Origin of the sequence: Streptomyces sp. NPDC050315, assembly GCF_040655775.1 — a bacterium.
In the GTDB taxonomy this organism is placed as follows: domain Bacteria; phylum Actinomycetota; class Actinomycetes; order Streptomycetales; family Streptomycetaceae; genus Streptomyces.
Genome location: NZ_JBFAKN010000002.1, coordinates 196,013 through 215,355, shown reverse-complemented (window position 1 = coordinate 215,355; position 19,343 = coordinate 196,013). Strand labels below are relative to the sequence as shown.

The 19,343-nt window shown below is 71.7% G+C and carries 16 protein-coding genes; 14 read left to right on the top strand and 2 right to left on the bottom strand.

What is annotated here, in order from left to right:
• Window positions 1–59: 59 nt before the first annotated feature.
• Window positions 60–950, top strand: a complete 891-nt coding sequence (locus AB0I82_RS07975; RefSeq protein ID WP_363256281.1) for an AraC family transcriptional regulator — start codon at window positions 60–62, stop codon at window positions 948–950.
• Window positions 951–1,004: 54 nt separating this feature from the next.
• Here AB0I82_RS07975 and AB0I82_RS07970 read toward each other — a convergent pair whose 3' ends face one another.
• On the bottom strand, window positions 1,005–2,516 hold the full coding sequence (locus AB0I82_RS07970) for an MFS transporter (RefSeq protein ID WP_363256280.1): 1,512 nt from the start codon (window positions 2,514–2,516) through the stop codon (window positions 1,005–1,007).
• A gap of 932 nt (window positions 2,517–3,448) precedes the next feature.
• Between AB0I82_RS07970 and AB0I82_RS07965 the strand changes: the two genes are divergently transcribed.
• The 12 genes from AB0I82_RS07965 (at window position 3,449) to AB0I82_RS07910 (ending at window position 15,667) form a co-directional block, all read left to right on the top strand.
• Complete coding sequence (locus AB0I82_RS07965; protein ID WP_363256897.1) at window positions 3,449–4,912, top strand: aldehyde dehydrogenase; 1,464 nt, start codon at window positions 3,449–3,451, stop codon at window positions 4,910–4,912.
• Between the two features lie 376 nt (window positions 4,913–5,288).
• Window positions 5,289–6,248 carry a VOC family protein gene (locus AB0I82_RS07960; RefSeq protein WP_363256279.1) on the top strand — a complete coding sequence of 320 codons (960 nt, stop codon included), beginning with the start codon at window positions 5,289–5,291 and terminating at the stop codon, window positions 6,246–6,248.
• A gap of 248 nt (window positions 6,249–6,496) precedes the next feature.
• A complete protein-coding gene (locus AB0I82_RS07955; protein ID WP_363256896.1) occupies window positions 6,497–7,249 on the top strand; it encodes an aspartate dehydrogenase domain-containing protein in 753 nt (250 codons plus the stop codon).
• A gap of 83 nt (window positions 7,250–7,332) precedes the next feature.
• Window positions 7,333–8,139 (top strand): alpha/beta fold hydrolase, encoded by an 807-nt coding sequence (locus tag AB0I82_RS07950; RefSeq protein ID WP_363256278.1) that lies wholly within the window; start codon window positions 7,333–7,335, stop codon window positions 8,137–8,139.
• Between the two features lie 49 nt (window positions 8,140–8,188).
• Window positions 8,189–8,710 (top strand): cupin domain-containing protein, encoded by a 522-nt coding sequence (locus AB0I82_RS07945; RefSeq protein WP_030256295.1) that lies wholly within the window; start codon window positions 8,189–8,191, stop codon window positions 8,708–8,710.
• Window positions 8,710–9,447 (top strand): SDR family oxidoreductase, encoded by a 738-nt coding sequence (locus tag AB0I82_RS07940; RefSeq protein ID WP_363256277.1) that lies wholly within the window; start codon window positions 8,710–8,712, stop codon window positions 9,445–9,447. Before AB0I82_RS07945 ends, AB0I82_RS07940 begins: the two co-directional genes overlap by 1 nt.
• Window positions 9,448–9,533: 86 nt before the next feature.
• On the top strand, window positions 9,534–10,322 hold the full coding sequence (locus tag AB0I82_RS07935) for an SDR family oxidoreductase (protein WP_363256276.1): 789 nt from the start codon (window positions 9,534–9,536) through the stop codon (window positions 10,320–10,322).
• A gap of 9 nt (window positions 10,323–10,331) precedes the next feature.
• Window positions 10,332–11,999: a thiamine pyrophosphate-binding protein gene (locus tag AB0I82_RS07930; protein WP_363256275.1), complete on the top strand. Its 1,668-nt coding sequence runs from the start codon at window positions 10,332–10,334 to the stop codon at window positions 11,997–11,999.
• Between the two features lie 13 nt (window positions 12,000–12,012).
• Window positions 12,013–13,005, top strand: coding sequence for a PDR/VanB family oxidoreductase (locus AB0I82_RS07925; protein ID WP_363256274.1), 993 nt, complete (start codon window positions 12,013–12,015; stop codon window positions 13,003–13,005).
• Window positions 13,006–13,042: 37 nt separating this feature from the next.
• Entirely contained in the window at window positions 13,043–13,264 is a 222-nt protein-coding gene (locus tag AB0I82_RS07920; protein ID WP_363256273.1) for a recombinase-like helix-turn-helix domain-containing protein, read from the top strand.
• 1 nt (window position 13,265) lies between these two features.
• A complete protein-coding gene (locus AB0I82_RS07915) occupies window positions 13,266–14,336 on the top strand; it encodes an aromatic ring-hydroxylating dioxygenase subunit alpha (RefSeq protein ID WP_363256272.1) in 1,071 nt (356 codons plus the stop codon).
• Window positions 14,337–14,341: 5 nt separating this feature from the next.
• Entirely contained in the window at window positions 14,342–15,667 is a 1,326-nt protein-coding gene (locus AB0I82_RS07910; protein ID WP_363256271.1) for an MFS transporter, read from the top strand.
• Here the strand turns inward: AB0I82_RS07910 and AB0I82_RS07905 are convergent.
• Window positions 15,621–16,163 (bottom strand): MarR family transcriptional regulator, encoded by a 543-nt coding sequence (locus AB0I82_RS07905; protein ID WP_363256270.1) that lies wholly within the window; start codon window positions 16,161–16,163, stop codon window positions 15,621–15,623. The two genes, AB0I82_RS07910 and AB0I82_RS07905, sit on opposite strands and share 47 nt — an antisense overlap.
• Window positions 16,164–16,404: 241 nt before the next feature.
• Here AB0I82_RS07905 and pepN point away from each other — a divergent pair, with 241 nt between their 5' ends.
• The gene (gene pepN / locus AB0I82_RS07900) at window positions 16,405–18,921 is read left to right on the top strand and encodes an aminopeptidase N (RefSeq protein WP_363256269.1); all 2,517 of its coding nucleotides are present in this window, start codon (window positions 16,405–16,407) and stop codon (window positions 18,919–18,921) included.
• The last annotated feature ends 422 nt before the right edge of the window (window positions 18,922–19,343 follow it).

Sequence of the window (19,343 nt, the reverse complement as noted above, 5' to 3'; positions counted from 1 at the left end):
GTTTGGACGGAACGTCCCGGGCGGCCGGGGCAGGCGGCCGGCCGACGGAAGGAGCCCGCGTGTACCACACCTGGATGCGCTACTTCACGCCCAGCCCGGTCCACCACCGGCTCGGCCTGGTCTGCCTGGGCGTCGGCCTCCAGCACGGCACGCTGCCCGCCGTCGGGCCGCGCACCCTCGACCACTACGTAGCCGTGATCATCCACGCGGGCGGCGGCTGGTACGCGGACCCCGACGGCACCCGGCACCCCGTCACCGCGCCCGCCCTCCTCTGGCTCACCCCCGGCGTCCCGCACCACTACGGCGCCGACCCGGACAGCGGCTGGGACGAGAGCTTCGTCGACTTCACCGGCCCGGCCACCAGCACGTACACCGAACTCGGCTACATAGAACCCCGCCCCGACCGGCCACTCGTACCGCTCGCCGACACCGCCGCAGCGCGCGCCGCCATCGGCCGCATCGCCCGCGCCGCCCGCCGCGGCAACCCCCTCCTGGAGGTCGAGACCTCCGCCGCGGTACACGAACTGCTCGTCGCGCTGCGCCGCGCCCGTGCCGACACCGACGCCGACGGCGACCCGGTCCTGCAAGCGCTGGCCCGGGACGCCTTCCTGCCGCTCTCCGTCGCCGAACACGCGGCCCGGCACGGCATGAGCCCCGCCGAACTGCGCACCGCCGTACGCCGCGGCGCCGGCTGCAGCCCCAAGGACTACCTCCTCGGCATCCGCCTCGGCCGCGCCAAGGAACTCCTCGCCGCCACCGAACTACCGGTCGCCGCGGTGGCCCGCCGCGTCGGCTACGACGACCCGGCCTACTTCAGCCGCCTCTTCACCCGGAGGGTCGGCACCGCACCGGTCCGCTTCCGCACTCAGCAGGGGCGGACGGTGCCGGGTGGCTGGTCCACCAGGATCCCGGATCCGGACGATCCGCCGGTGGTGAGGGGGGCGGGGTGAGTAGCGTGGCTCCGGGGGCGGTACAGCGGTAGGCAGGGGGCCGGTGCCCGGCCGTCACGGGGAGACTTCCTCCAGCGGCCGGTTGGTGGTCTCCTCGGCGAAGAACGCGGCGGCCAGCGCACCCACGAGGGCCACTCCGCCCAGCGTCACGAAGACCGCGGAGACCTGGCCCCCGCCCGCGTAGATCGCCCCGACCAGCACCGGACCGAGGATCACGCCGAGCCGGTTGAGCGCGCCGCCGACGCTGCAGCCCAGTGCCCGCATCCGCGTCGGGTACAGCTCGGGCGTGTAGAGGTACAGGCAGATGTTCGAGCCGAAGAAGCAGACCGCGGCGAGCGAGGTCCACACCAGTACCTGCACGGGCGTACGGGCACCGAGCGCGCCGAGCACGATCAGCAGCGCGGCCGCGCCGCCGAGGAAGAACGCGAAGACCTTGCGCCGCCCGATCAGGTCGACGGTGAGCGCGACCAGCAGACAGCCGAAGAAACCGGCGACCGAGGTGACCGTCGAGTACATCAGCGCATCGGAGAGCGACAGCCCGTACTGCTTGCCGTAGATCGTCGGCAGCCAGGACGTAATGCCGTAATTGACGAAGTAGCCGGTGAACCACAGCGCCCCGATGACCAGCGTCCGACGCCGGTACCGCCCCGTGAACAGCCCCTTCACGCCGGTCGCGGCGGCTTCGGCGGGGGTGGCGGGGATGGCGGCACGCACTGTCGCAGTGGCGCCGGTCGTACCGCTTGTACTCGTCGTACTTGTTGTGCTCGTTGTGTTCGTCGTACTCGCCGTACTGGTTGTACTCGCCGCGCCTGCGGTGGGGATCGTGGCGACGACCGGCGGGAGCGGGGCCCCCGTCGCCGCGGCGACCTTCGTCTCGATCAGGTCCATCGTCGCCTCGGCCTCGTGCATCCGGCCGCGGTCGGCGAGCCAGCGCGGCGACTCCGGGACGGTGCGCTGCACGAGGATGCAGAGTAGACCCGGGACGGCCGCCACGGCGTACATCCAGCGCCAGCCCAGCGCCGGCACGATCCAGGCCGCTGCCACCGCTCCGATGGTGAGGCCGGCGGGGAAGACCAGTTCGTACAGCAGCACGAAGCGGCCGCGCTTGAAGCTGCGGGTGATCTCGCTGATGAAGGTCGCGGCGACCGGCACTTCACCGCCGATCGCCAGGCCCTGCACGAAGCGCAACAGCATGAAGGGCGTCGGTGACGGGCTCAAGGCCAGCGCGAGCGAGGACAGCCCCGACACGCCGATACAGATCGCGATGATCTTCACACGCCCGATGCGGTCCGCCATCCGCCCCGAGAAGAGCGCGCCGACGAGCATGCCGAGGGAACCGATGGTGAGGACGGCGGTGGCGTCACCGTCCGTGAGGTGCCACTCCTGGCGCAGCTCAGGCATGGCGTAGGCGATCAGCAGCTGGTCGAAGGCTTCGAAGAAGGTCACCATGCCGATGACGATGCGGACGGTGACGTGCCAGCGGGACAGGGGGAGACGTTCGAACCGGGCGGCGATGCCGGCGCGGATGGCGTCGGCGTCACGGCCCGGAGATGCGTCAAGGCTCATCCGGGATTCCTCCAGACCCGGCACGGGGCACGGGCGAGGGATGGGGGAGGGAAAGGGGGGAGTGGGCGGGCGCAGGGGGCGTAGGAGGCCCATGGTGCCGGGAGTGGGGGAGTCCCGTACGTAAGCGCCAAGTGTCTTAGGGCTTAAGTTCTACCGACTCAAGGGGTGTGGAAGTCAAGGGTCTGGCTCAGGCAAATTTTTCGACGGGGACTCTTGCGGGCAATTACTTAAGCGCTTAGATTCCTGGCACTGAGAGAAGCACGCAGAGCAGCACGCAGAGCAGCACCGAGGAAAGCTCCGCGTTTGTGCCGCCACGGGCGCGGACCGCAACCGAAGCGTGTGGAACTACGCGGAAGTTGCTCCGAATGGGGCGTGTACGGCTGCGGGGCCCGCGAGGGTCCGCAGGAGCCTGCGAGGGTCCGCAGGAGCCTGCGGGGCTCCGGGCCGTCCGCGCTCGTTCAGCTCCGTGACCGTACGTAAACCTCCCGCATCCGCCCCCCGTGCCCATCCACTCGCCGATGTCCGCGAACCGACCGATGTCTGGGGAACCACCGATGTCTTCGACCCCCAAACCCCCGATCCCGCCCACGCCGGCGGGGCCCGCCGCGCCGTCCGGGCCGTCCGCGCCCTCCGCCGCGTCCGAGTCCTCCGTGTCGTCCGGGATCTCCGCGTCGTCCGGGGCTTCGGTGCCGCCGGGGTCTTCCGCGTCGGCCGGGGCTTCGGCGGCGACCGGGGCTGCCGCTCCGTCGTCTATGCCCGGGGACGCGGCCGCTGTGGGGGCGTCCCCCGTGGACGCGAGCTCCGTGGCGGCGGCTGCCGTGGACGCGACCACCGCGGACGCGACCACCGCGGACGCGGCGACCGTGAATGTGGCGGCCGTAGACACGGCCTCCGCATCCACGTCCCCCACGTACATCCTCCCGGCCGACGAGATCCTCGCGGCCGGGGCCTGGCGGCCGGGGCGCGGTGCTCCGATCACCACCACCGACCCGGCGACCGGCCAGGTCCTCACCGTCCTCCGCGGCGCTTCGCTCGCCGACGTCGACGAAGCCGCCGAACACGCCGCGCGGGCCGCCGCCGACCCGGCCTGGCGCGACCTGCCCGCACACGAACGCGCCCGCCTGCTGCACCGCATCGCCGCCCTCATCGAAGACGCGGCCGAAGAACTCTCCGCCCTGCAGACCGCCGACACCGGCAAGGCCCGTACCGAGACACGCGCCCTGGTCCACAGCGCCGCCGGCACCTTCCGCTACACCGCCGCCGCCCTGGAGACCGCCGAGGACGCCCTCACCCCCGCCCGCGGCCCGTACGTCACGATGAGCGTCCACGAACCGATCGGCGTCATCGGCGCCATCACCCCCTGGAACTCGCCCATCGCCAGCGACGCCCAGAAACTCGCCCCGGCCCTGGCCGCCGGCAACGCCGTACTCCTCAAGCCCGCCGAATGGACCCCGCTGGTCTCCCTCGCCCTCGGCCGCATCCTCCACCGCGCGCTGACCGAGTACGACCTGCCCACGGCCCTGCTCTCCGTACTCCCCGGACCCGGCCGCGTCATCGGCGATGCGATCGTCCGCCACCCGGCGGTCGGCAAGGTCACCTTCACCGGCGGTACCCGCACCGGCCGCACCCTCGCGCACGCCGCCGCCGACAAGATGATGCCGGTCTCCCTCGAACTCGGCGGCAAGTCACCCACCGTCGTCCTCGAAGACGCCGACGTCGAACAGGCCCTGGCCGGCGTGATGTTCGGCATCTTCTCCTCCAGCGGCCAGAGCTGCATCGCCGGCTCCCGCCTCTTCATCGCCCGCTCCCTGTACGACCACTTCCTCACCGAACTCGTCGCCCGTACACGCAAACTCCGCATCGGCCCCGGCACTGACCCCAGCACCCAGGTCGCCCCCCTGGTCCACCACAAGCACCGGGACGCCGTCGCCGCGTACGTCGACCTCGCCCGCGAGGAAGGCGCCCGCGTCCTGTGCGGCGGCGCGGTACCGGACGGTGAGCAGTACCGCGACGGCGCGTACTACCTGCCCACGATCCTCGACGGCCTGCCGAACTCCGCCCGCACCTGCCAGGAAGAGATCTTCGGCCCGGTCCTGGTCGCCCTGCCCTTCGACGACGAGGACGACCTGGTCACCCAGGCCAACGACTCCGTCTACGGACTGGCCTGCGGCCTGTGGACCAAGGACGCCGCCCGCGCCTGGCGCCTCGCCCGCCGCATCGACGCCGGAACCGTCTGGATCAACACCTACAAGCAATTCAGCATCTCCACCCCCTTCGGCGGCATGAAGGACAGCGGCCTCGGCCGCGAAAAGGGCCGCGACGGCATCCGCGCCCACCAACGCCAAAAGTCCCTCTACTGGAACACCTCATCCAGCCCCCTCCCCTGGGCCACTTGACCGGCCCGGCCTACCTGGTCCGCCTGAGCCGCCTGCTCCGGCTGACCCGTTCCTTGGGAGGCCCGCTTCGGAGCCCCGCCCCGCAGCAGATTGGGGCCCTGCCCCGGAGCCCCGCCCCGCAGCCGATCTGGGGGCCCGCCCCGCCCCCTCCGCCCTCCTCCGCCTCCACCACCAGCCCACCACCGCCCCACCAACCCACCACCGCCCCGCAACCCGCCGGAGTCCGCCCGCGCCCCTTCGGGGGCCCCGCCCCCCGCCCCCCCACCCCCTCCGCCTCCACCTCCCACCACCGGCCACCAACCCACCACCGCCCCCCCCCGCCCCATCAGCCCACCACCGCCCCGCCCCATCGCCCCCCGTACGACTGGAGACAGCGATGTCCCGTACCCCGCACCAGCCTCCGCCCCAGCAGCCCATTGCGCGTCTGCGCTCCCTGCGGTGCGTCGAACTGTTCACCCCCGCCTTCACCGAAGCCGCCGACTTCTACCAGGAGGTCTGGGGCCTGGAGGCCGTCGAGGGTGACCGGGGCGCACGCTGGCTGCGCGGCACGGGCGACGAGCACCACGTCCTCCAGCTGACCCGCGCCGACCGCACCGGACTCGGCCGGATCGCCTTCGCCGTCGCCACCCCCGCGGAGGTCGACGAAGCCGCCCGCCGACTGCTCGCCCGCGGCATCACGCCCGTCACCGGCCCCGGCCCGCTGGACCAGGTCGGCGGTGGCTACGGCCTCCGCTTCACCGACCCCGAGCACCGGCTCATCGAGATCAGCGCCCAGGTCGAGGCCGTCGCCCCGCGGGGGCGCGACGGCGCCGTCCCGGTCGGCGTCACCCATGCCGTCCTCAACACCACCGACATCGACGCCGCCGTCGCCTTCTACTGCGATGTCCTGGGCCTGCGGGTCTCGGACTGGTCGGAACACCAGATGGCGTTCCTGCGCTGCAACGCGGACCACCACTGCATCGCCTTCAACCAGGCCGAATGGGCCTCCCTCAACCACGTCGCGTACGAGATGAGCTCGGTCGACCACTTCATGCGCGGTCTGGGCCGGCTGCGCCACCACGGCATCAACCCTCAGTGGGGGCCGGGGCGACACGGACCCGGTAACAACACCTTTTCCTACTTCACCGACCCTTCCGGTCTCGTCTGCGAATACACCTCCGAGGTCGCCCAGATCGTCGAGGACGCCTGGATCGCCCGCGTCTGGCGCCGGGTACCGGAGCTGTCCGACCTGTGGGGCACCGCAGGCCCCCCGTCACAGGAGATCCGCTCCCACATGGCCGGTCACCCCGACCCCGGCCCCCTCACCCAGCCGGCCCCCCAGGAGATCCCCGCATGACACGCCCGACCACCACGCACAACCCGACGTCGACCACCACGTCGACTCTCCCCTCGGCAACCACAGCCACGACCTCCTCGGCGAACTCTTCGACCACCACGTCAACTGCTCCCTCGGCGAACGCTTCGACCACTACGCCGACCGCCCCCTCGGCAACCCTCCCTCCGACAACCACAGCACGCACCGCCTCGCCGGCACCCGCCACGCCCCCCACCACCCGCAAGGTTGGCCTCGTCGGCTGGGGCGCCATCGGCCGCGTCGTGGGCACCGCGCTCGCCGAGGGGAACGTCCCCGGCGCCGAGCTGATCTGCATCATCGACAACCGTGCTCTCGGCGATGCCCCCGTACCTCAGCTCTCCTTCGAGGACGCCCTCGACCAGTGCGACCTCATCGTCGAAGCGGCGGGCCAGAGCGTCGTCCGCGAGTGGGGCGAACGAGTCCTGCGCTCCGGTACCGACCTCCTCATCGCCTCCACCGGTGCGCTCACCGATGAGGACCTCACCTCCGCTCTCCTCGCCGCCGGCCCGGGGCGTGTGTACTTCACCGGCGGTGCCGTCGGCGGCCTGGACCTGCTGCAGGCCGTACGCTCCCTCGGCCGGCTCACCGACGTCACCCTCACCACCACCAAGCTGCCCAGCACCCTCGAACAGCCCTGGATGGACGAGGACTTGCTGCACCGGATGCGCACGGCCACCGGACCGGTCGAGGTCATGCGCGGCACCGCCCGCGACGTGCCGGTGAAGTTCCCGAAGTCCACCAACGTCGCCGCCTCCGTCGCGTTGGCCGTCGGCGACCTGGATGCCGTACGCGTCCATGTCGTCGCCGACCCGGCGGCCCAGCACACTCGGCACGTCATCGAGGCGTCCGGCAGTCACGGTGTCTACCGCTTCGAAGTGCAGCACCTCCCCGACCCCGGCAACCCCGCCACCAGCCAGGTCGTGCCGTACGCGGTACTGCGCAGCCTCGGCGCCCTCGCCGGGCGGAGGGGGCAGATCCTATGACCGGCCGTACCGCTCATCGCACTCTCCCTTCCTCGTCCGCGTCCCCCACTTCGTCTGAGGCCATCGGGGCGTCCGTTCCTTCCATGTCGTCTCCTTACGATCTCGCCGGGCTGTACGTCGAGGAAGCCGGCGACAGTGGTCCTGTACTGCTGTGTCTGCACGGGATCGGGTCCTCCTCCGCCGCGTTCGCGCCGCAGCTCGCCACGCTGAGCCGGTACGTGCGCGTGGTGGCCTGGGACGCGCCGGGCTACGCCAAGTCCGCCGACCCGGCAGGTCCGTTCACGCTCGACGACTTCGCCGATACCGCCGCAGCCCTCATCCGGCAGCGTGGCGGCCGCGCTCATGTGCTCGGGGTCTCCTGGGGTGGCGTCATCGCCGTGCGGCTCGCCACCCGCCACCCCGAACTCGTCTCCTCTCTGATCGTGGCCGATTCCAGCGCCGGCTCGGGGACCGACCCGGCGAAGGCGGAAGCGATGCGGGCGCGGGCCGACGAGCTGGCCGAAGCCGGCCCCCGCGCCTTCGCCGAACGGCGCGGCCCCCGCCTGGTCTCCGACGCCGCTCCCGACGCTCTCGTCCAGCGCGTCACCGAAACCATGGCGCGCTCCGTGCGGCTGCCCGGCTACCGCTACGCCGCCGAGTCGATGGCCGCCACCGATCTGCGTATCGCCGACCTCGCCGCCGTCGTGGCGCCCACGTTGGTGCTCTGCGGTGACCAGGACCGGGTCACCGGTATCGAAGCGAGCCAGACGCTCACAGCAGGCCTCCATTCCTCCGTGTACGTGATCGTCAAGGACGCCGGTCACCTCGCGAACCAGGAACAGCCCGATGCCTTCGACGCGTGGGTTCTCGCCCACCTCCGAATTTCAGCAGGAATCGCCGAAGCCGGCTGAGGACTGTCCACAGCCCCGCCCATTAGTACGACAAAAGGAAGTTGTAGCCATGCCCATCACCACCACCGACTACGACAACGGCGGCGACCTCGCCCGCTACACCGACTCCCTGATCGCCACCAAGGACTCCCGCGAGCCCGACTGGAACACCCTGGCCTTCCAGGCCAAGGCCGGTGACCAGTACCGCCGTGCCCAGATCCGGTACGTCGGCTCCGGCGCCACCGGTAACCACGAGGGCGACAACCGCGTCCTGCCGTCCGGCGGCTTCACCTTCTCCAACATGCTGCTGCCGCCCGGCGCCGAGGGCCCCGAGCACACCCACCACGACGTCGAAGAGGCGTTCTTCGTCCTGGAGGGCCAGGTCAGGGTCGGTATCCACCGCGGCAAGGACGAGGTCGAGTACCGCACGCTCGGGTACCGCGACATGATCGTCGTGCCGGCCGGTGTGGCCCGGTCCCTCAAGAACGAGGGCGACACCGACGCCCTCTTCTGCGTCGTCATCGGCACGCAGAAGCCGCAGGTCCCCACCTACCCCGAGCACTCGCCGATGCACGGCGTCACCCGCGACTGATGCGCACCGTCGTCATCACCGGCGCCGGCCGTGGCCTGGGGGAGGCCATGGCCCGCCGGGCCGCCGCGGACGGACACCGCGTCGTGCTCGCCGAACTCGACGCCGAGCGGGGCACGCGGGTGGCCGACGAGCTGCGCGCCGAGGGCCGCGACGCTCACTTCGTCCCGTGCGACGTCGCCGACCCGGATTCGGTCGCGGCGATGGCGGAGCGGGTCGCCGAGCTGGGGCCGCTGCACGGCGTGGTCAACAACGCCGGCCTCGCCAACGGCGTGGGCGGCAAGGAGTTCCAGGACATCGGCATCGACGCCTGGGACCGGATCATGACGGTCAACGCCCGCGGTCCGTGGCTCGTCGCCCGCGCCCTGCTGCCCCAGCTTCTCGCCGGGGGCAGCGGCCGCATCGTCAACCTCGCGTCGGACGCCGCTCTGTACGGTTCCCCGCGGCTGGCCCACTACATCGCCTCCAAGGGGGCCGTCATCGCCCTCACCCGTGCGATGGCCCGTGAGCTGGGAGACCGCGGCATCACCGTCAACGCCGTCGCGCCCGGCATCACCGAGTGCGAGGCGACCGAGAACGTCCCCGCGGAGCGCCACGAGCTCTACCGGCTCAACCGGGCCATCTCCCGGACCCAGCAGCCGGACGACCTCACCGGTGTCGTCGCCTTCCTGCTCGGCGAGGAATCCCGCTACCTCACGGGACAGGTGATCGCCGTCAACGGCGGCTTCACCATGCACTGATCAACCTGCCCGGCGCATCGGCCCGCGCGGCCACCACCGGCCTCCCCGGGCACTCCGTACCGCTCACCACCACCGAAGGAACTCCCATGGACCTGGGCCTCGCCGACCGCACCGTACTGGTCACCGGCGGCAGCTCGGGCGTCGGCCTGGCCACGGTCCGCGCCCTCCTGGACGAAGGCGCACGCGTCGCCACCTGCGGCCGCGACGCCGACCGCCTCGACAAGGCCGCGGCCCGCCTCGGAGCAGGCACCGACCGGCTGCTGACCGGCGTCTGCGACGTGCGGGACGCCACCGCCGTACGCGACTTCGTGACCCGCGCCGCCGACCACTTCGGCACACTGGACGGCCTGGTCAACAACGCCGGGCAGTCCCGTATGAAGCGCCTCGCGGAGACCACCGAGGAGGACTGGCGCGACGAACTGGAGCTGAAGTTCGCCGGCGTACTCAACCCGCTGCACGCCGCCCTTCCGCACCTGCGCGCCTCCGACGCCGCCGGCATCGTCAACATCAACGCCGTACTGGCCAAGCAGCCCGAACCCCGCCTCATCACCACCAGCGCCGCCCGCGCCGGCATCCTGAACCTCTCCGCCAACCTCGCCCGGGAACTCGCCCCCGACGGCATCCGCGTCAACTCCGTATGCCTCGGGCTGATCGACACCGGACAGTGGACACGCCGGCACGCCGCCGCCGACAGCGGGCTCACCTACGAGGAGTGGCAGGCCGAACTGGCCGCCGACCGCGGCATCGCCCTCGGCCGCCTCGGCCGCGCCGAGGAAGTCGCCTACGCGGTACTGGCCCTCCTCTCGCCGCGCGCCTCCTACATCACCGGAACCAGCATCGACGTCTGCGGCGGAGTCGGCCGCGGCATCCTCTGAGGAGCCTCCATGACGCACCATCCCACCGGAGGCGACCTCCTCGTCGCCGTCCTGCGCGAACTCGGCATCGACACCGTGTTCGGCATCGTCAGCGTCCACAACCTGCCGCTCGTCGAAGCCGTCGACCGTGAGCTGCGCTTCGTGCCCGTACGCCACGAAGCCACCGCGGTGAACGCCGCCGACGCCTACGGACGCGCCCGCGGCTCCATAGGCTGCGCCCTCACCTCCACCGGTACCGGCGCCGGCAACGCCGCCGGGTCGCTCATCGAAGCGCTCAGCTCCGGCACCGCCGTCCTGCACGTCACCGGCCAGATCGAAAGCCAGTACCTCGGCAGCGGCCGCGGCTTCATCCACGAGACCAAGGACCAGCTCGCCATGTTGCGCGCGGTCTCTACATACGCTGCGACCGTGCCCTCCACGGACGCCGCGGGACGCGTACTACGAGAGGCGGCCCGCGCCGCCCTGCGCGCACCCGGTGGCCCGGCGAGCGTGGAGTGGCCGATCGACCTGCAGTACGCGCCGCAGCAGGACGAGCAGGTCACCGTCGTGCCCCCGGAGACGGCGCACCCGGAGGCGGCCGAACTCGACGCCGCCGCACGGCTGCTGGCCGGCGCCTGCAGGCCCTTGATCTGGGCAGGCGGTGGCGCGTGCGGGGCCGGGGACCGGCTCGCCGAGCTGCTGGCGCGCACCGGCGCCGGACTGTTCACCTCCAACTCCGGCCGCGGCGCCGTCCCCGAGGACCACCCGCAGGTCATCGGCAACTTCGCCACCACACCGGCGGGCCGCGCCCTGCTCGCCGACGCCGACGTCCTGCTCACCATCGGCACCCACTTCCGCTCCAACGAGACCGGCGACTACTCGCTCGCCCTGCCCGAAACGCACCTCCAGATCGACGTCGACGCCGCCGCCCTGGGGCGCGTCTACCCGGCGCAGCACGCACTGCACGGCGACGCGCACGCCGTACTCGGCGCCCTGCTCGCCCGCCTGCCCGAGGGGCCGCAGACGCCCAGCGAGGGCCCCGCGACCGGTAGCGCCGAGCCCGGCTGGACCGCCCGCGTCACCTCCGTACGCGAGGACGTACGCGCCGCCCTGCACGACGGCATCGGGCCGCAGGCCGCCGTCTGCGACGCGCTGCGTGCAGCCCTGCCGCGCCGCGCCGTCATCGCCCGCGATGTCACCATCCCGTCCAGCAGCTGGGGCAACCGCCTGCTGGAGATCTACGACCCGCGCGACAACGTCTTCCCGCGCGGCGGCGGCATCGGCCAGGGCCTGGGCATGGGCCTCGGCGCCGCACTCGCACGGCCGGACGAACCGACCGTCGTCATGGCCGGTGACGGCGGCCTCGCCGTGCACCTCGGGGAGCTCCTCACCCTCGCCCAGGAGCGGCCCGCGCTCACCCTCCTCGTCTTCAACGACGGCGGCTACGGCGTGCTGCGCAACATGCAGGACCGCTACAGCGAGCGCCGCTCCGGGGTCGACCTCACCACCCCCGACTTCTCCCTCCTGGCCCGTGCCTGCGGCCTGCCCTACGCCCGGATCGCCGCCGAGGCCGACGCGGCGCCCGTCCTCACCGAGGCCGTCGCCTCCGGCGACCCCACCCTCGTCGAGGTCGACCTCAACGCGCTCGGCCCGATGAAGAACCCGTTCACCCCGCCCGTCAAGATCCCCACCGCGTGAGGAGGCCGACGCCATGACCAGCAACGACACCCGGCCGGGCGCCCCTGACCAGGCCACGGCCGCCGAGCCCCGCCTCGACCTGCTCGTCCACCGCATGACCTGGGAAGCCGACGGCGTCCTCTCCGTCGACCTCGTCCACCCCGAGGGCAAGCCCCTGCCCGCCTGGCAGCCCGGCGCCCACCTCGACCTGCACGTCGGCGGCCACACCCGGCAGTACTCCCTGTGCGGCGACCCCCTCGACACCACGCGCTACCGCCTCGGAGTCCTCAACGAACCGGCCTCCCGCGGAGGTTCCCGCTTCGTCCACACCCAGCTGCGCCCCGGACAGACCGTCACCGCCGTCGGTCCCCGCAACCACTTCGCGCTCGCCGACGCGCCCGCGTACCTGTTCATCGCCGGCGGCATCGGCATCACCCCGTTGCTGGCCATGGCCCGCGAGGCCACCCGTAAGGGCGTGCCCTGGCGACTCGTCCACGGGGGCCGCAGCCGCGCCTCGATGGCCTTCGGCAGCGAACTCGCCGACCTCGCCGAGCAAGGAGGCGGCGAACTCGTCCTCCACCCCCAGGACGAACACGGCCACATCGACCTCGACGCCGCCCTGACCGGCCTCGACGACCACACCCTCGTGTACTGCTGCGGCCCCGAGCCGCTGCTCGTCGCCGTCGAGGATCGCTGCCCCGCCGCACAGCTCCGGGTGGAGCGCTTCGCCGCGCCCGTTGTGGAGCGCAGCGGCGACGACAGCGCCTTCGAAGTCGAGTGCCGCCGCTCGGGAACGACGCTCAGCGTCGGTGCGGACACCTCGATCCTCGAAGCTGTGGAGGCCGCCGGCCTGCAGGCCGAGAGCTCCTGCCGCGACGGCATCTGCGGCAGCTGCGAGACCCGCGTCCTCGAAGGCGTCCCCGACCACCGCGACTTCCTCCTCAGCGAGGCCGAGCACGCGGCGAACGCGACCATGATGATCTGCGTCTCGCGCTGTGCCTCCGACCGCCTCGTCCTGGACCTGTAAAGCCACCCCGCTCGCCTTGTAGACACCGGAGGCACCGATGACCCCCTGGCCGTACCTGGACGTCCACCAGTCCCGTACGCACGAGCCCACCCCGTACGAGTACAAGCTCGCCGCGACCCTCGAAGAGGTCTTCACCAACGAAGGCCACGAGCTCGCCGATGTCGTCCGCGGCCTCAACTCCCGGCAGGTGCACGCCCCCGACGGCGCCCCCTGGACCGAGGACACCTTCCGCGCCGAGATGCACCGCCTGGGAGCCTGACATGACCCTCACCCACACCAAGGCCGGCACCGCCGCCACCGCCGAGCACATCTACGCCACCGGGCTGCGCAACCAGTGGCACCCCGTAGTGCCGTCCCATTTCGTCGCCCCCGGAGGCATGCGCAAGGTCACCGCCCTCGGAGAGGACTGGCTCCTCTTCCGGCGCGCCGACGGCACCCTCCACATGCTCGCCGACCGCTGCCCGCACCGGGGCGCCCGGCTCTCTCTCGGCAAGCACCTCGGGGACCGCGTGGCCTGCTGGTACCACGGCGTCGAGGTCGAGGGTGACGGCACGGTCTCCTCCGTACCGGGCCTGCCCGGCTGCAACCTGGAGGGCAAGAAGCTCGTCACCAGCCTCCCCGTACGCGAGGTCGGCGGCGCGATCCTCGCCTACTTCGGAGACGAGCAGCACCCGGAGCCGTGCGAACTGACCCTCCCCGAACCGCTCACCGACCCCGGTACGGAGGCCATCCTCTGCTACGCCGAGTGGGACGTGCCCTGGCGGTTCGGCATGGAGAACCTCCTCGACCCGATGCACGGCCAGTTCCTGCACCACGAGTCGCACACGATGTTCGACGGCGACACCACCGCGAAGTTCCGCATCCGGGAGACCGACCGCGGTTATTTCTTCGAGAAGACCGACCAGCGCGGCGTCAACTTCGACTGGGTCGAACTGTGCCGCACCGGTATCGACTGGGTCGACCTGTCCATCCCGTACCCGCCGTCCGCGGGCCCCGGCGGCCCCTTCGGGATCGTCGGCATGATCTGCCCCGTGGACGAGCACCGCAGCGGCGTCTTCTTCTGGCGCTACCGCAAGGTCACCGGCTGGCAGCGCGACACCTGGCGCTTCCTGTACCGCACGCTCATCGAGAAGCGTCACTGGGAAGTGCTCGAACAGGACCGCGTCATGCTGGAGGCCATGCCGCACGACGCCGACCAGGCCGAGAACCTCTACCAGCACGACCTCGGTGTCGTACGGCTGCGCCGCCTCTACCGGACCGCGGCCGAACAGCAGGCCGCCGCGCTCGCCTCCCCGGAGCCCGCCGCGGCGACCGCCCCCGCCGGCGGCTGACACCGGTGGCGCCGACCGCCGCACCGCCCACCGCCACGGCCTCCCCGCGGCGGTGGGCGGGCGTCCTCAGCCTGCTCGCCATCGTCCTGATCTCCTACGTCGACCGCGTCAACGTCTCCGTACTGATCACCGACCGCGCCTTCACCGACCACTTCGGGATGACCGGCGACCGCGTCCTCCAAGGCGCCCTGATGACCGTCTTCCTCATCGGATACGGACTCGCCGCCTTCTTCCTCACCCCGCTGTACGAATCCGCCCTGGGGGCGCGGCGCGGCCTATTGGTGAGCGTCGGCCTGTGGGCAGCACTCACCCTGCTCTCTCCTTATGCGCTCGGCGCCCTGATGTTCATCGCCCTCCGCTTCCTGCTGGGCGTGTCCGAAGGGCCGCTGTTCTCGCTCAAGACGATGTACGTCAAGGAGCACTTCGCGCCGCACGAGGTGGGCAGGCCCAACGCCGTCAGCTCCATGGGCGTCTCCCTGGGCACCGCCGTCGGGCTGCCCCTGATCACCTACCTCGTCCACCGCTACGACTGGCACACGTCCTTCGTGCTCCTCGCGCTCCTCAACGCCGCGATCGGGCTGCCACTCATCGCGCTGTTCATACGGGAACGCCGGCAAGCGGGGGAGAGGAGAGCCGGGCACGCCCCTTCGGGACCGCGGCGCGGCGTCGCGGCCACCCTGCGCGAAGCCCTGCGCACCCCGCGCCTCGGCTGCATCCTGCTCATCGAGATCGCCACCCTGGCCTACCTGTGGGGGAGCAGCTCCTGGCTGCCGGCGTACCTCCTTCAGGAACGCCACTTCTCCCTCGCCCAGATGGGCGCTGTCTCCGCGCTGCCGTTCCTGATGAGCCTGGCTTCCGGGTTCCTCGGTGGCTTCCTCATCGACAAGCTGTCCGCCCGCAGGCTGCCCCTGCTGTTCGTCGTCGGCGCGCTCGGTACCGGAAGCTGCGTCCTGCTCGTCATCACCGCGGACGCCGCCTGGCTCGCCGCCACCGGACTCGTCCTGGCGGGCGGCTTCTGGGGCCTGCAGGGCCCGGCCATCCCCACCCTCGTACAGCGGCACGCGCTGGCCGGTACGGTCGGCAGCGCCTACGGAGTGGTCAACGGCGTCGGCAACCTCGTCTCCGCCTTCATGCCCACCGCCATGGGAGCCGCCATCGCCCTCGGCGGCGGCCACAGCTTCGGCGCCGGATACGCGCTGCTGATCGGCGCCCAGGCCATCACGCTGATCTGCGGGGCATGGCTCCTGCTCCGGCCCGGCCCGCCCGCCACCGAAGAGCCGCCGGTCAGCCCCCGGACGACGAGTCCGGCTCCGCCGCACCCGACTCCGTGATCGACCGCTCCAGCTTCGACAGCAGCCGCGCCAGCTGACGGCACTCGGCGGGGGAGAGGCCGGCCAGCATCCGCCGTTCGTTCTCCAGATGCTCGGCGAACAACGCGTCGATCTTGGCCAGGCCCTCCTCCGTCAGCCGCGACCGCACCACCCGCCGGTCCTCCGGGTCCCGCTCCCGCACGATCAGGCCGTCCTTCTCCAGCCGGTCGATCCGCAGCGTCACACCCGCCGACGAGATCAGCCCCGAATCGGCCAGCTGGCCCGCCGTACGCCGGTACGGCTTCCCCGCCCTGCGCAGCGCCGTCAGCACGTCGAACCCGGCCACCGACAGGCCGTGCGACTCCACCGAAGCCGTCAGCTTCGCGCTGTACCGCAGGAACGTACGGTGCAGCCGCGCCAGCACCTCCAGTGGCGAGGTGTCCAGCTCCGGCCGCTCCCGCCGCCAGTCCTCGATGATGCCGGCCACCGCGTCCAGCGCCGCCGTCTTCCTCGCCATCTCGGCACCCTCCCCGGGCTCGCCCCTCGGGCCGGGCACCCGGCCGTGATCTTCCGGAAATCTTAGTACTGAGAAGCCCGGACACTTAACGGTCGGATCGGCCCGGCGCGAAGCCGTACACCCACCGCGACGCGTCCCCCGCAGCCGTCCCGGACCCATGGCGGAGCTGCCGCCCGGCGAGTTATCCACAGGCTCGGAGGCATGGGTGCGCGAAACTGCCGGCCTGCGGCAGCATGACGCCATGCCCGCATTGACGCGCGACGAAGCGCAAACCCGAGCCCGCATCCTCGACGTCCACCACTACGACATCGACCTCGACCTGACCACCGGCGAGGAGCACTTCACCACCCGCACGGCCATCCGCTTCAGCGCGCGCACTCCGGGCGACACCTTTCTCGACCTCAAGCCCGACCACCTGCACAGCATCACCCTCGACGGCCGCCCCCTCGACCCCGCCGACCTGCAGGACAACCACTTCCCGCTCACCGGCCTCACCCCCGGCGAGCACGAGCTGCACGTCGAAGCCACCATGCGGTACTCCCGCACCGGCGAAGGCATGCACCGCTTCACCGACCCCGCCGACGGCGAGACCTACGTCTACACCCAGCTGTTCATGGAAGACGTCCAGCGCGTCTTCCCCGCCTTCGACCAGCCCGACCTCAAAGCCGTCTTCGCCCTCACCGTCACCGCCCCCGACGGCTGGACCGTCCTCGGCAACTCCCGCGCCACCCGCACCCCCGAAGGCCACTGGACCCTCGCGCCCACGCCGCCCATCAGCACCTACCTGGTCGCCGTCGCCGCAGGTCCCTGGCACTCCGTCCGCACCGAGCACGCCGGCCTCCCCTTCGGCATCCACTGCCGCCGCTCCCTCGCGCCCTACCTCAACGCCGACGCCGACGAAATCCTCGACATCACCCGCCGCTGCTACGACCGCTACCACCAGCTCTTCGACGAGCCCTACCCCTTCGACTCCTACGACCAGGCGTTCGTCCCCGAATTCAACGCCGGCGCCATGGAGAACCCAGGACTCGTCACCTTCCGCGACGAATTCGTCTACCGCTCCGCCGTCACCGACACCGAGCGCCAGACCCGCGGCATGGTCATCGCCCACGAAATGGCCCACATGTGGTTCGGCGACCTCGTCACCCTCGCCTGGTGGGACGACATCTGGCTCAACGAGTCCTTCGCCGAGTACATGGGATACCAAGTCCTCAGCGAAGCCACCCACTTCACCGACACCTGGACCGACTTCGGCGTCGCCCGCAAGAGCTGGGGATACGACGCCGACCAGCGACCCTCCACCCACCCTGTCGCCCCCGCCCCCGACGCCGTCCCCGACACCGCCTCCGCCTTCCTCAACTTCGACGGCATCTCCTACGCCAAGGGCGCCTCCGCACTGCGCCAACTCGTCGCCTGGATGGGCGAAAAGGACTTCCTCGCCGGCATCAACGACCACTTCGCCCGGCACCGCTTCGGCAACGCCACCCTCGCCGACTTCACCGACTCCCTCGCCCGCGCCACCGACCGCGACGTCCACGCCTGGGCCGACAAGTGGCTGCGCACCACCGGAGTCGACACCCTCACCCCCGCCATCGACGAGACCACCGACGGCTCCTGGACCCTCACCGTCACCCACGAGGGTGACCGCCCGCACCACCTCACCATTGGCCTCTACGACCAGGACCCCACCACCCCCGGCCGCCTCGTCCCCCGCACCCCCCTCACCCACGACCTGCCCGGAGACCGCACCCACACCATCCCGGGCCGCCGCCCCGACCTCGTCCTCCTCAATGATGGCGACCTCACCTACGCCAAGGTCCGCCTCGACCCCACCTCCTGGACCACCGCACAGACCGCCCTCTCGGGCCTCCCCGACCCCCTCACCCGCGCCGTGGTCTGGAACGCCGCCCGCGACATGGTCCGCGACGGCGAACTGCCCCCCGCCGCCTACCTCGAAGCCGTCCGCACTCACCTCCCGTACGAGACCGACACCGCCCTTGTCCAGGGCGTACTGGCCTTCGCCCGCAGCCAGATCGCCGACCGCTACCTCCCCGCGGCCGACCGCCCCGCCGCCCTCACCACCCTCGCCGACCTCTGCCGCGACATCCTCCGCCGCACCGAAGGCAGCGAGAACGGCGATGGGCAGGGCCTCCGCCTGGCAGCCGTCCGCACCTTCATCGACAGCGCCACCACACCCGAAGGCATCCAGGACTGGCTCGACGGTGACAGCGTCCCCGGCGGCCCCGCCCTCGACCCCGAACTGCGCTGGCGCATCCTCGGCCGCCTCGCCGTCCTCGGCGCCACCACCCCCGCCGCCATCGACGCCGAACTGACCCGCGACCCCAGCGCCAGCGGCAAGGAAGGCGCCGCCCGCTGCCACGCCGCGCTTCCCGACCCGGCCGCCAAGAAGACCGCCTGGGACGCCATGTTCACCACCGACACCACCGACGACCTGTCCACCTACCTGTTCACCGCCACCGCCACCGGCTTCTGGGCGCCCGAGCAGGCCGAGCTCGTACGCCCCTACGTGGAGCGGTACTTCACCGACGCCGTCACCCTCGCCGAACGCCGAGGCCCGGCCCTGGCCGAGGCCGCCGGCCGGTACGCGTTCCCCGCACCGCTCGTCGAGGCGGCAACCCTCCGGCTCGGCGAGGCGTGCCTGCGCGACGCCGAGCCCACTCCCGCCCTCCGGCGCAAGCTCGCCGACCAGCTCGACGACCTCCGCCGCGCGTTGGCCGTGCGGGACGCTCAGGGCTGAGACAGGGGGGAAGTCCAGGGCCCTCAGGGCACCTTGAGTGCTTTGCCGGGGTGCGGGAGTGGCGGCGGACGGTGTGGGGCGGGGCCCATACCAGATCCGTTCGCCGCAACCCTTACGCGTGTCCCTCGTGCGAGTGGACTCCACCCGCATCTCGGCGAAGTACTCGACACCGGAAGTAACTTAGGTCGCCCTAAACCAATCGATTCCCCGACAAGAAGGGCACATCCATGCCTGTGCCCGCCCCAGGCGCCCCGGCCCCAGGCGATCGCACCCCCGCAAGCCCCTCAAGTCCCGCGAGCTCTCCCAGTCCCACAAGTCCCGCAAAGGCCCGCGAACCCGTTCTGCCCCCGGAGCCGGCCCCCGTACCGGTCCCCGCTCAGCCCCCTCCGCTTACGCTCCCCGACACACCCGCTACTGACGCC